The organism is Kitasatospora sp. NPDC004531 (genome assembly GCF_053602195.1).
Window position 1 is genome coordinate 27,394 of sequence record NZ_JBSGDD010000008.1, and the last position, 13,029, is coordinate 40,422.

At 68.5% G+C, this 13,029-nt stretch carries 11 protein-coding genes; 10 read left to right on the top strand and 1 reads right to left on the bottom strand.

Annotated features, from left to right (window positions below):
- Positions 1-51: 51 nt before the first annotated feature.
- From ACWEMJ_RS06000 to ACWEMJ_RS06045, 10 genes are all read left to right on the top strand, one after another.
- Complete coding sequence (locus ACWEMJ_RS06000; RefSeq protein ID WP_452135742.1) at positions 52-579, top strand: hypothetical protein; 528 nt, start codon at positions 52-54, stop codon at positions 577-579.
- An 80-nt stretch (positions 580-659) separates the two neighbouring features.
- Complete coding sequence (locus tag ACWEMJ_RS06005; protein ID WP_452135743.1) at positions 660-1,385, top strand: sigma 54 modulation/S30EA ribosomal C-terminal domain-containing protein; 726 nt, start codon at positions 660-662, stop codon at positions 1,383-1,385.
- Between the two features lie 68 nt (positions 1,386-1,453).
- Positions 1,454-1,789, top strand: a complete 336-nt coding sequence (locus ACWEMJ_RS06010) for a hypothetical protein (protein ID WP_452135744.1) — start codon at positions 1,454-1,456, stop codon at positions 1,787-1,789.
- A gap of 146 nt (positions 1,790-1,935) precedes the next feature.
- Positions 1,936-2,700, top strand: coding sequence for a sporulation protein (locus ACWEMJ_RS06015; protein WP_452135745.1), 765 nt, complete (start codon positions 1,936-1,938; stop codon positions 2,698-2,700).
- A 259-nt stretch (positions 2,701-2,959) separates the two neighbouring features.
- Positions 2,960-7,405: a hypothetical protein gene (locus ACWEMJ_RS06020; RefSeq protein WP_452135746.1), complete on the top strand. Its 4,446-nt coding sequence runs from the start codon at positions 2,960-2,962 to the stop codon at positions 7,403-7,405.
- Positions 7,406-7,541: 136 nt separating this feature from the next.
- Entirely contained in the window at positions 7,542-8,225 is a 684-nt protein-coding gene (locus ACWEMJ_RS06025) for a Crp/Fnr family transcriptional regulator (RefSeq protein ID WP_452135747.1), read from the top strand.
- 179 nt (positions 8,226-8,404) lie between these two features.
- On the top strand, positions 8,405-9,103 hold the full coding sequence (locus tag ACWEMJ_RS06030; RefSeq protein WP_452135748.1) for a hypothetical protein: 699 nt from the start codon (positions 8,405-8,407) through the stop codon (positions 9,101-9,103).
- A 291-nt stretch (positions 9,104-9,394) separates the two neighbouring features.
- Positions 9,395-10,126 (top strand): hypothetical protein, encoded by a 732-nt coding sequence (locus ACWEMJ_RS06035; RefSeq protein ID WP_452135749.1) that lies wholly within the window; start codon positions 9,395-9,397, stop codon positions 10,124-10,126.
- The gene (locus tag ACWEMJ_RS06040; protein ID WP_452135750.1) at positions 10,123-10,431 is read left to right on the top strand and encodes a helix-turn-helix domain-containing protein; all 309 of its coding nucleotides are present in this window, start codon (positions 10,123-10,125) and stop codon (positions 10,429-10,431) included. The genes ACWEMJ_RS06035 and ACWEMJ_RS06040 overlap by 4 nt, the downstream gene beginning before the upstream one ends.
- Positions 10,428-11,555: a hypothetical protein gene (locus ACWEMJ_RS06045; RefSeq protein WP_452135751.1), complete on the top strand. Its 1,128-nt coding sequence runs from the start codon at positions 10,428-10,430 to the stop codon at positions 11,553-11,555. The genes ACWEMJ_RS06040 and ACWEMJ_RS06045 overlap by 4 nt, the downstream gene beginning before the upstream one ends.
- Before the next feature lie 61 nt (positions 11,556-11,616).
- Here the strand turns inward: ACWEMJ_RS06045 and ACWEMJ_RS06050 are convergent, their stop codons facing one another.
- Positions 11,617-12,780 (bottom strand): magnesium and cobalt transport protein CorA, encoded by a 1,164-nt coding sequence (locus tag ACWEMJ_RS06050; protein WP_452135752.1) that lies wholly within the window; start codon positions 12,778-12,780, stop codon positions 11,617-11,619.
- Positions 12,781-13,029: the final 249 nt, after the last annotated feature.

Below are 13,029 nucleotides of genomic sequence, written 5' to 3' on the forward strand. Positions count from 1 at the left end.
CCCGGTCCGGGCGGGGCGGGGACGGCACCCCTCAGCTCTGGAGGACCCGCCATGGCCCACCCCGTCCTGGCCCTCGGCACCGCCGCGGTCACCGCCGCCGGCAGCGCCTGGTACCTGCCCGCGCTGCTCGACCTGCGGGCCGGCGCCGACCGCCCGCGCGCCGTCCGCCTCGCCGCCGCCGGCTGCCTGCTGTGGTGGTGCGGCCTGGCCGCCGCCGCGCTGCTGCTCACCACCCCGCTCGGCTGGCACGTCCCGCTCGGCGCGGCCCTCACCGGCGCGCTGTCCGGTGCGGCGCTGCGCGTCCTGGCCGCCGTCGAGCGGCGCGCCGACCGCCGCGAACAGGACCGCGTCTGGGGCGGCGTCGCCTACGACGTGCCCGCGGTGCGCGGCGTGCGGCCCTCCGCCGCCGCCGTCGGCTGGGTGACGGGCGGGCTCGCGGTCGCCGCCGCGACCGCTGCCGCCACCCTGCTGTCCGGCAGCCCCGGCCCGGCCGGCTCCGCCGTGGTGACCGTCGCCGGCTCCGTCGGACTGTGCCTGCTGATCCTGCTGGTCGCCCTGAACCGCACCCGCCCGCACTGACCTCCCCCGACGGTCGGCGCTCCCGGAACCGCACCCGCCCGTCCCGAACTCCCCCTGCTCCCACCGGAGGAAGCACCGCCATGGACGTCGCCGAGACGATCACCCTGCACCCGGCCGGCCTGCCGGGCGAGGCGGCCGCCCTCGCCCGCGCCCGGATCGCCGCCGTCACGCAGGACGCCTCCGCGCTGGTCGAGGCCGTCCGGATCCGGCTGTCCAGCGCGCCGGGCCGGGTGCTCGCCCAGGTCAACGCCGAGGTGGACGGACGACGGGTCCGCGTCCAGCTCGCCGCGCGCGGCATCGGCGAGGCCGCCGACCGGCTCGCCGACGGGCTGCGCCGGCGCATCCGCACCGCCTCCGCGAGCTGGCGGCCCCGGCCCTGGCCCGCCCCGGACGAGCGCGCCCTCGACCTCCCCGCGACCGGCAGCGAACGCATCGTCCGGGTCAAGTCGCCCTCGCTGGTGTGGTGTTCGCCCGACGCGGCGGTCCGCACCCTGGACGCCATGGACTACGACGTCCACCTGTTCACCGACCCCGCCACCGAGACCGACGCCGTCGTGCACCGCGTCGGCCCCACCGGCTACCGGCTGGCCCGCACGCTGCCCGCCGCGCCCCCGCAGCGGCCCGCCACCCCGCTCACCCTCAGCCCGCACCCGGCCCCGCTCCTGACCGACGCCCGGGCCGCCGCCCGCCTCACCGCCGCCGAGCTCCCGTACCTGTTCTTCACCGACCCCGTCACCCGGCGCGGCCGCCTGCTCTACCGCCGCCTCGACGGCGACCTGGCGCTGATCGCCCCGGCGGCCCGCTGAGAAACCCGGTGGGGGCGGCCCCCGTCACCCGCTACAGTCCGATCCCGCGGGCGACGACAGGGAGTTCCATGCAGCAGCGGGTGACGGTTCAGCACGTCCGGACCGGGCCGCACACGTACCGGGTGGTCCGGGCCGCCGAGGGCCCCGGCCGGATCGGCCTGTACGACCACCACCGCGTGCTCGACCTGTACGCCGACCGCGACGGCCTGACCCGGCTGACCGCCCTGTGGTCGCTCGCCGCCCGCTCCGCGCACTCCCTGGTGTACCTGCCGCTGCGCGGCACCGCCGCCCCGGCCGGCCACCCGGAGCTCTTCCGCAGCAACATCGTCCCGGTCGCCCCGCCGACCACCACCACTGGCACCGCACCACCCACCAGTGCGCCGAGATCGACTCCGACTGGCTGAAGTACCCGGTCCACCCGCGCGTCCCCCGCGGCCTGCACGTGCAGTACTGCCCGCAGTGGCGGGTCTGACGGCGCGTGCGATGGCAAAGCGCAGGCAAAGTACGATAGTTGCCGTTCGAGTCCCGATTCTGTGAGGAGTGCCCCCGGATGGTGTTCAAGCGGCTTCTCGGCGCCCTGGGCGTCGGCGGACCCAGCGTCGACACGGTGCTGTCCACCCCGGCCGTCCTGCCCGGCGGCACCCTGCACGGCCAGGTGAACCTGGTCGGCGGCGAGCGCGAGGCCCAGATCAACGGCATCACGCTCGGGCTGGTCGCCCGGGTCGAGATCGAGCACGAGGACGGCGAGAGCCACGCCGTCCGGGAGTTCGCCCGGGCGCAGGTCTGCGGCCCGCTGCGGCTGGCCGCCGGGGAGCAGCGCGCCGTCCCGTTCGCGCTGCCGGTGCCGTGGGAGACGCCGCTGACGGCGGTCGGCGGCCACCACCTGTCGGGCATGGCGCTCGGCGTCCGCACCGACGTGGACATCGCGGGGCAGCTGGACCGGGGCGACAGCGACGCGTTCGCGGTGGAGCCGCTGCCGGTGCAGCAGCGGGTGCTGGAGGCGCTGGCGGCGCTCGGCTTCCACTTCCACCGGGCCGACCTGGAGGCCGGCCGGATCCACGGCACCGGCCAGACGCTGCCGTTCTACCAGGAGATCGAGTACAAGGCGGCGCCGCAGTTCGCCCACCGCTGCAACGAAATCGAGCTGTCCTTCGTCACCTCGCCGCACCAGGTCGAGGTGGTGCTGGAGTTCGACAAGCGCGGCCTGTTCCACAGCGGCGACTCGGTGCGCACCTTCCGCCTGGACCACGCCTCCGGCCAGCACGACCTGACCGGCACGGTGGACGGCTGGATCCGCGGCGTCCTCGGCCACTGACCGCCCCGCTCCACCCAGCAGTGCGCCGAACTCCGACGCCGGCCCCTGCGGTCCACACGCCCGTCCCCCGCGGCCGCACGTCCAGTACTGCCCGGGGGCAGGTCTGACGACCTACAACTCCATTGCGCCGACAGTGCGTTGACGGACGCTTTCGGGGTGGGAAGTCGCTTGACGACCGGTGCCTCGTCAGGAGTGTGCGATAGCGTCTCGCGAAGCTGCCCGCCGATCACGGGCATGCACGGAACGAAGGGCAGTGTGGGTGGCACCTCGACCGGGCGGCGAGAGCGACAAGTTCGGCATCAGATACGAGGGCGCGTGGGCGATCAGGCACGCGCTCTACGTACTACTGGGCAAGGGAACCTCGATCACGCTGGAGCCGGGGGCGGCCTCGGGGGATGGTGTCGAGTTCGTTTACCGCCAAGAGGGCATGACCGAGGTCCACCAGGTCAAGCGACAGAATCGGAACGCAAACAGCTGGAACGTGGCCTCCCTCCAGGACAAGGAGATCTGGAGCAACCTGCGGTCCCACGTCGACAACGGTCGGGCATTTCACTTCGTCTCGACGATCCCGGCCCGGGCACTCGACGAGTTGGCCGACCGGGCCCGCCGCTCTGACGACCTCCTCTCGTTCGAGGCCGAGTGGCTGACAGACGGACTCCGAGGCCCGTTTTCCGCACTCACTTCCGCTGGCATCTACGGCTCGGCCGACGCCGCGTGGCGGATGCTGCGCGGGCTGTGGATCGAGTGTCACAACGAGCGGGTCATGGTCGACACCAACGCGGTCCTGGCCGAACAGGTCCTGGCTGGTGCCCCCGGCCGGCTCGCAGCCTCGGGACTCGGCGATCTCCTGCTGAACAACCTCGGCACAACGCTCGACGCCCAGGCCATCGCTTCACGGCTCGACCAGTACGGACTCCGGCTGGTCGGCCGGTCGGACAGTGCCGAGACAGCCGGTGCCATCGACCGCGCGACGCGTCGATGGGCAACCAGCGTCGAACGCGGCCTGCTCCGCCCTGCCATCCCTCGCGACGAAGCCGACCGACTGGTGACTCAAGTCATGGCTGGCGCTCGGCAGCTCACTCTCCTGACAGGTACGGCGGGCAGCGGTAAGAGCTCAGTCGTGCATCAGGCTTTCGAAGCGTTCACGCGGCAGGGTGTCCCGGTTCTCGCCTTCCGCCTGGACCGGTTGGAGCCCTTTGTCTCAACCGTCGAGCTGGGGAAGCAACTCGAGCTGTCGATGTCTCCGGTCGGTGCCCTCGGAACAGTGGCGGCAGGCCGGCCATGTGTGCTGATCGTGGATCAGCTCGACGCCGTCAGTCTGGCCTCGGGGCGAATTCCCCGTACCTTCGATCCGGTAGCTGATCTGGTCGGCGAGGCAACCGCTCACCCGGCCATGCACGTCGTCCTCGTGTGCAGAGAATTCGACGCCGAAGCCGACCCCCGAATCCGTCAGCTCACCGTTTCGGATCGCGCATCGCGCATCACGGTGGACGCTCTCTCCGATGACCAGCTCGGTGCCGCCCTCGCGAGCATGGGCCTGAGCGCCGCCCGGATGACGTCATCTCAACGCAGCCTGCTTCACCGGCCCCTGCACTTGGTCCTGCTCGCCCAGATCGCAAGTCGGCCTGATGCCGTACCCGCCTTCACGTCCACTCGTCATCTCTTCGACGAGTTCTGGGACACCAAGCGGAAGCTGTGCACACAGCGCCACCCGGAGGTGCGCTTCCACCAAGCGATCTCCGCCATCGTCGCGACCATGAGCAGTCAACAGCGGCTTTCCGTTCCGGACAGCGTGCTCGACACGGACGAACTCGCGGTGAGCGCAGACGTCCTGGTCTCGGAGCACATCTGTGTCCGCGACGGGCGGCAATTGGCGTTCTTCCACGAGAGCTTCTTCGACTACGCCTTCGCCCGCGACTGGCTCCGTCGCGATGAGACCCTGGTCGGCTTCCTCATCGGTGGGAGGCAGGAACTCTTCCGCCGGGGGCAAGTGCGCCAAGTCCTCGACCACCTGCGGGACCAGAACCCGGAGCGTTTCGCCGAGGAAGTCGAGGAGTTGCTCACCAGCCCCGACGTCCGCTACCACCTCAAGAACGTCGTACTCGCCGTGCTGCGCGACCTGAAGGACCCCACCGCCCGCGAGTGGGCAGCTGTGGCCAATGTGCTCGGGACCCGACCGCCCTTCCACGATCAGTTGGTGAATGCGATTCGGAGCGAGACATGGTTCCGCCGCGCGGACGACGAGGCCACCATCGATGCGTGGTTGACGAGTCCGGATGCCCGAGAACGGGACTGGGCGGTGCGCCTGATGGCTGCCGCCGCCGATGCTTGCCCGGAGCGGGTGGGTCAACTCCTCCAGCCGCACACCACGCATCCGCAATTCGATACCTGGCTGATCTGGATCATCCGATTCGCCCGGCTACCCGGCAGCCGTCTGCTCTTTGATCTCGTGCTGGACGCCGCTCGTTCGGGACGCCTCGCCGGCCACGAGCAGATCGTCTGGATGTCAGCACAGGAGCTGGCGGCCGAACAGCCCATCTGGGCCGTGCAGTTGATCGCTGCACTCGTGGTGGGCCAGCCGGACGCACTCCGACTGGACCGACAGGGAAAAGTCGGCGCACTGACTTCCCGGTCCCATGCGGCACTCCAGACCGTCGCAACCGCCGCTCTGCACGCTCCTGAGGAGTTCTGTGCTCGATTGCTGCCCGTACTCATGAACGTGATGTCTGCAACTGCGCTGCCTCAGAAGCCGGGCAGCCCCGTCTACGACCGCCACTTCTCGTTTCGCAGTCCTGGTGACCAGCCCGGCGACTTGGGTGAAGCCCTGTATCAGGGTGCAGCCACCGCCCTACGAACTGTGGCTGCTGATCAACCCACTCGAGCCCGCGAGCTCCTGTCAGGGCTCGTCGACACGCCGTTCGAGGCCGGACATTGGCTTCTTTATCAGGCACTGACGGCAGCAGGGCCCGCACTCGCCCCTTGGTCCGCCGAGATCCTCTCCGACGGACCGCTCCGCCTCTTCGTCGGCTACACGTCCGACGCTTGCTGGGGCACACGCGAACTCATCAGTGCCATCGGCGGCGCACTGCCCGACGACACGCTCACAGAGCTGGAGGCACGGATCCTTCACCTCCGGCTCCCGCCAGACGACACACTCTCACCCTGGCACGAATTCACGCTGCTGACGGCACTCCCCGAAGAACGGCTCTCCGACCGGGCGAGGCGCCGACTGGGCGAACTCCGCAGGCGCCACGGCGACCTACAGGAACCGGAAGAGCCTCAGCCGATGACCGCCGGGTTGATCGAATCACCCATCCCGCTGGAGGCGGCCAAGCGGATGAGTGACGATCAGTGGCTGACAGCCATGAAGAAGCACGGCCAGGACCGCGTCAACTGGTCCACCCACAGCGGTGGTGCTCACGAACTCGCCCACGTGCTGCAGAAAATGACAGAGGCCGACCCCCATCGGTTCTCCCGGCTCGCGCTTCGCGTCGATGCCGCCATTCATCCTGCATACGGCGCCGCGATCCTGGTCGGCCTCGGCAACGCGGAGCCGATTGAAGATCCGGCGGAGATCTTCGCGGCAGCCCGTCACTTCGCCGGACACGGAGAACCAGCACACGACCGCTGGTTGGGATGGGCTTTCCGGAAGTACCGCGTCAGTGTTCCGATCGACCTGGTGCAGGTACTCCTGAGCCTGGCCCTCCACTCCGGCAACCCCGCTCTCGACCACGGACGCGTCGAGGAAGACACTGGCCGTGACCTGCTGATGGTAGGCATCAACTCCGTTCGCGGCAGCGCTGCCGAGTGCCTGGGAGACGCACTCGTCCGCGATCCTGACAGGTCGCGTGCCGTCTTGGTCGTCCCTCACCTGAGCACGCTCGCCGCCGACCCGTCTCCGGCCGTTCGAGCATGTGTGGCTCACCTGTTGCACGTCGCCATGCATCACGATCGACCTGCGGCGGCCAAGGCGTTCGCCGTATTGATTCAGGGACCCGATCTACTTCTCGCATCCGAGCCTGTGTTCCGGCTGCTCCTTGCCGTGTACCACGGCAATCCCGCAGCAGGGCAGCCAGTGATCGAACGCATGCTGCGCTCCGCTGTCCCGGCGGTGCGCCGGGCCGGCGGACGGGCCGCCGCACTGGCGGCGATGGAGGGGGAGACAACCGACCTGCTGGCTATGATTCTTGCCGGAAACGACGGTGCTCAGTTGCAGGGCGCGGCCGACGTCTGCGCCCATCGTCTGCTCAGTACAGGGGACGCGGCGCTCACCCATCGCGCACTTGTTCAGTTCTTCCACCACCCGGAGGAAGACGTACGCCAGGCCTCCGCCGCTGTCGCCTCTGCGTTACGCGGCCAACCGCTGGGGCCGGTACGCAGGACGCTGACCGCCCTGATCGAGTCTCGCGCTTTCGAGGCAGCACTGCCCCAACTTCTGCTCACTCTTCAGGCAGCCCCTGACCAAATCGACAATCTGGTACTGATCTGCGCGCGCCGTTTCACCAAGGAATTCGGCTCGGCCGTGGCGGACCTGAGCACCCACTCGGCCGCCGACGCCCACCAGATCGGCGAGCTGCTGGTTCGCGCCCACACCCAGGCGACCTCGGCGGCGCGCCGCTCCGAGATCCTGGATCTCCTGGACCAACTGCTACTCCTTGGCGCCTACGGCGTAGCAGAGGCGATCGTCAACGCAGATCGCAACTGACATCCAGCTCCACAACGACGGGCAGCCCGGCCAAGCGCTACCACGCGCCCTGACCTACGCCCCTGACCGCCCGCGGAAACAGCTGCTGCCGATGACGGAGCCATGCTGTCCTGTGCCTATGACTCATGGCTCGCAAATGAACGGTCGTGTTCTGTTCCTCGACACCCTCACAACCCGGCCCCGAACAGCCTTGGAACGGCTCGGCACCCGCCACAACTACACCGTTGGGGAGGTTCTCATCGAAGAAGGCGACAGCTCGCGCGATTTAGTGCTATTGCACAAGGGGATGGTGAAGGTCACCGGTCGGCTCGGGCGCCGCCCGGCCTCACTCATGGACATCAAAATTGCCGGCGACGTAGTCGGCGAAATCGCCGCGATGGACCCTGGGCTGAGGTCAGCCACCGTCACGGCCTGTGGCAACGTCACCGCCACCCTGATCCCGTGGGACGAACTGCTGCCGTTTCTCCAGACCAACCCGGAAGCCGCCATGGCCCTCAACCGAGTGCTCGGCCAGCGACTGCGCTGGTCCAACCATCGACGACTCGAGTTCGGCACCTACACCGTGCCAGTCCGTCTGGCCCGCGTCCTGGTCGAGCTCGCGATCTCCTACGGAAAGCCGAGTCGAGACGCGATACGTATCGACGTGGACCTGACTCAGCCCGAGCTCGCCGCCCTTATCGGGTCCCGAACGAACACCGTGCACAAGGCACTTACCCAGCTACGACAGGCAGACCTGATCAGCACCGGCGAACGGCGGACGCACATCCGCAACCTGGCCGGACTGCGACGCGCAGCCCGCCTCAGGATGCCCGTCGACTGACGTCCGAACCACCATCCCGCATAAATACGGGATCCTTCGAGGACTCGCCTCCTTTCCTCCACAGTTGACGTGCACCGCACCCAACACCACTGGAAAGGTGGCGAGTTGTCGTGATCAAAAGTTCTCCCTTCCTGGCCCCGGACGGGACCCCGCTCCGCCGGCTGTGCTTCGCCGCGGACGTGGAGCAGTACAGCCGTCTCGACGCCCGGGCCCAGTCCGCTGTCCAGGCCGATCTCGTCCGACTGCTGGACGAGGCAGCCGCCCTCACCGGGCTCGATCGTGCGGCCTGGGACCGGCAGCCGCAGGGCGACCTAGAGTTTGCTGTCCTCCCCGAAAGCACGCCCGAGGCAACCGTGCTGGGCCCCTTCGTGCACCACCTGGCAGCATGTCTCCGTGCCCGGAACGCCCGGCCGTCGTCCGCCCGGATGCGGCTGCGAGTGGCTCTCGACAGCGGGCTCACCAACAGTGCCGCGCTCGGCCACGCTGGACACACACCAGTGGCTGTGGCGCGCTTCGTCAACGCGCCCCAGTTGAAGGCCGTGCTGAACGCGCTCGCATCGGCCGACCTCGCCGTCATCGTCTCGGACAGCCTGTATCAGGACATCGTGCGGTCGGGACGTCACAGCCTCGACCCCGGCCAGTACGTCCGTGCCAACGTTCGGGTGAAGGACTTCGGCGGCTACGGCTGGATCCACGTGCCAGGTCACGGACCTGACGACGTACGACCGGCAGTCGACGGAACCGGGCAGCCACCGAGTGCGCCCCAAGCCCCCTCCCCGGACTTCGGCGCGCTCTCCCAGTACGTCTGCCACGGTGCCGCCGTCGGGCGGGACGTGACCGGCGGTCTGACCGTCGGATCGCTTCGGCACCTCCGGTGAAGGCCCCGAGTGAACCTGATCCCCTCGGCGAGCGGGACGAATACCAGTGGGTCGACTACGGAGTGAACGTCGGACGCAACGTGATCGGCGACATCCACATCCACCCGATCCTCCCGGTCCCCGGTCTGCCATTGTTCCGGCCCGGCCCGACTCCTCCCCTGCGCCAGACCGCCTTCCGGTCAGCGCTCATTGCCCTCGGCAACGCCTGTGAACACGCTGCCGCAGCGCTGTCGTCAACCGGCCCGTTGAGGCCGGAAAGGAGAAGTGATGAGTCCGAGTGATCCTCGCAATATGTTCGCCACCCTTGGACGTGCCTTGGTCGGCCCTGGCGCTCCGCGGCACCACCTGACAGTGGATCTCGGCCACGGAACCGTGCAGCTCTCCCCGCAGGCGTGTCGAACGGGCCTCTATGGCCCCTATCGGAACGCAACACATTGGACCGCAATCTGGCGGGAGGCCACGTCGAGGGCCCAGCGCGATCCCCGAAGCGACGCCGGCATCGGGCGACTGCTCGTGGTCTGGCTGGCCGTACCTGGCATGAACCGCAGTCTTTATCGCCTCATCAATCAGTTCCGAGTCGATCGAGCAGACCTCGAGGCGGAAGCCGCCCTTGGGGTGCTCGCAGCCCTCGACTCGACAGATGCGGACGCCCCGAGCACCGGCGGCCACCTGATCGGGGCTGGTGTGCGGCAGATGTGGTCGTACGCCGTCCGTGCCTGCAAGGAAGTGCCCGTCCTCGACCTCGCCCGCTTCGCCCGAGACCGGAACGCAGTTTCGCTCCTGTCGACGGAGGAGCGGTCGCCGATCAACGGGTGGGACCTGGAGATCACACCGCCGGCCCAGCCCACTGGCCTGTCCGCGACACTGCGCTTCACCCAGTCGCGACAGCGACTCGAGGGAGAGCGGCTCGGAGCGCTCGCCCACGACTCGGGCCTGTCCCAGTTGGTCTTTCGAGCGCGCCGTCATGAGGAGGAGGACCTCATCGGCACCCTGGCACTGCGTCCTGCTGGAGGTACTCGATGACTGCTCGGTCCGGAGCACCCATGGGCTTCGCGGAGGCCTTCGATCTGCCGCTGACCATTGATCTGCGTACGGCCGCCCGTGCGGTCGGCGTCTGCCCGAACACGGCCTACAAACTGATCCGTCTCGGTACCTTCCCTTGTCCTGTGCTCCGCGTCGGCAGGAAGTACCGCATTGCCACCGCAGAGCTCATGCGCTCGCTCGGAATCGACGAGCGCCCCATCTACGCCTCCGATCTGGAAGCCGGCGCCACGTACGCCGCACAGTTCGACAACAGCTGCATCACTGAAACGGAGGATCCCGAATGACTGCGCAGCAACCGCTTCAGGAGGAGCCCGCCCGGCCCCGACTGTGCTTCGTCATCGGCCCCATCGGCAACTCGTACGCTGCCAACGGCAGCCCCGAACGCGATGCGTACGAGCACCATCTCGAGATCTTCGAGCGAGTGATCGCACCCGCGTGTGAGAAGTTCGGCATCAACGCAGTCCGAGCGGACGGCATCGATCACGCCGGTGACATCAACGAGCAGATCTGCCGGTATGTCATCGAATCCGACCTGGTCGTCGCGGATGTAAGCGGTGGCAATCCGAACGTGATGTACGAACTCGGGCTGCGTCACCTCATCGGGAAGCCCACCATTCATATCGGTGAAGTCGGGCAGTTGCCGTTCGACATCGCGTCGATCCGGACCATCCTGTACCGGCGCACACGCAGTGAGATGGCCAGTGCTCGACGAAAGATCGAGAGCACTCTCGAGGTCGGGTTTCGCGACGGGTTCGAACTCCTCACCCCGGCGCGAATGGTGCGGGCCACTCAACCTGCGGACGAATCAACGCCCTCCCCGCCGGACGAGGACGCCGAGGAAGACAACGCCCCCGGCCTCCTCGACGATTTCGCTGCGGTGGAGGATGGGTTGGCCAACATGACGGCACGGCTGACCGAGATCACCGAGGCGATCAACACAGTTGGTGCACTCACCGATCAGAGCAATGCCGAGATCCTTGATTTGAACCAGGCGAACGCACCAGTTGGCGCCAGACTCGCAGCGGTCGCCCGATTCGCCGAAGCGCTCAGCACTCCGGCCGGGGAGATGAATACGTCTGCCAAGACTTTCCAGGAGCAGATGTCATCCCTGGACCATGGAGTTCGGGCCGCACTGACTCTGATTGAGGCGACGAATCCGGAGGAACGCGACTCGGACACCACCGGGTTCCTGCTGCAACTCGTCAGCATGGACGAATCGTGCCGGACCAGCATGTCCCAGCTCGTATCGTTCGGGGCTGCCGCAGAGAACATGGCTCGACTGAGCCGGTATCTACGCAAGCCGGTGAAGGACATCTCCTCTGCAGTGAAATGTCTGGAGACAGGCGTCACATGCATCGGCGAGTGGGGCGACAGGTCCCGTGTACTCCTTCAAGGGAGCACCCTGTAGATCGGCTCCAGCCAGCAGCCCGGACCTCCTGGGGCCCGGGCTCTTTCTGGCCAAGTTCGGGCTACAGCCAGTCGCGCTTCTTGAAGATGAGGTAGAGGCTGCCGCAGACCAGGCCCATCAGGCCGATGGCGAAGGGGTAGCCGAACGCCCAGTGCAGTTCCGGCATTTCGTCGAAGTTCATGCCGTAGACGGTGCCGATCAGGGTGGGTGCGAAGAGGATGGCCGCCCAGGAGGAGATCTTCTTGATCTCGTCGTTCTGGGCGTGGCCGGCCTCGGCGAGCTGCTTCATCTCCTCGTTCTGGCGCTGGGAGACCAGGGTGGCGTTGACGGTGAGGATGTTCTGCAGCATCTGCCGGAAGCCGTCGACGCGTTCGGCGGCGTAGGTGGCGTGGTCGGCGACGTCGCGCAGGTAGCGCTGGAGTTCCTCGTCGGTGCCGTACTTCTGGAAGCCGGCTTCCAGGGCGCGCATGATCTCCAGCAGCGGGCCGGTGGCGCGCTGGAGTTCGATGACCTCGCGGGAGAGTTCGTAGATGCGGCGGGAGACCCGGGGGTCGCCGCCGAACACCTCGGTCTCGATCTCGTCGATGTCGTGCTGGAGGCCCGCGATGACGGGGGCGTAGCCGTCGACGACGGCGTCCAGGACGGCGTAGAGGACGGCTTCGGGGCCGAGCGCGAGCAGGTCGGGGTCGGCTTCGAGGCGGCCGCGGATCATCGACAGGTCGGGCGACTGGGAGTGCCGGACGGTCAGCACGAAGTCGGGGCCGACGAAGAGGTGGATCTCGCCGAAGTCGACCTCTTCGACGTCGTCGAGGTAGCGGGCGGCGCGCAGCACCACGAACAGGGTGTCGCCGTAGCGTTCCAGCTTGGGGCGCTGGTGGGCGACGATGGCGTCTTCGAGGGCGAGTTCGTGCAGGTCGAACTTCTCGGCGGCTTCGACGAGTTGGGCCTCGGCGGGCCGGTAGAGGCCGATCCAGGCCATGGTGCCGGGCTTGCCGGGGAGTTCGCGGTAGATCTCGGCGAGGCTGGCGGGGGTCTCTATCCGCCGGCCGTCGCGGTACACGGCGGCGTCGACGACGGAGCGTTCCAGGGCGACGGGCCCGGTGTCCTGGTCGGAGCGCGGGTCCATGGAGTGTTCGGGGGCCACGGAGTGGTCGGCGACGAGCCGAGGGCTGCGGCTGAACGGTCGCTTGCTCGCGCGCACGGCGCGCACACGCCAGTCGGACATGGCGGGTACCTCCACGGGTCTGGGTCCGTCACGCCCGCACGGCGGCGGGGCGGGGACGTCCGGCCCCGGACGGCCGGTCCGCGCGGCGGCACGGGCCCGCGGTCAGCGGGCGGTGCGCGGGCGGGGGTTCCGGGAGCCGGGAGTGGGTGAGAACTTCCCGGGGCGGGGCCGACTTCGGCCCGGACTACTGCACTCCACTGCTCTCACCTCCCACCTTCCGGACGCACCCGGGCGTCACGACCGTCGCCC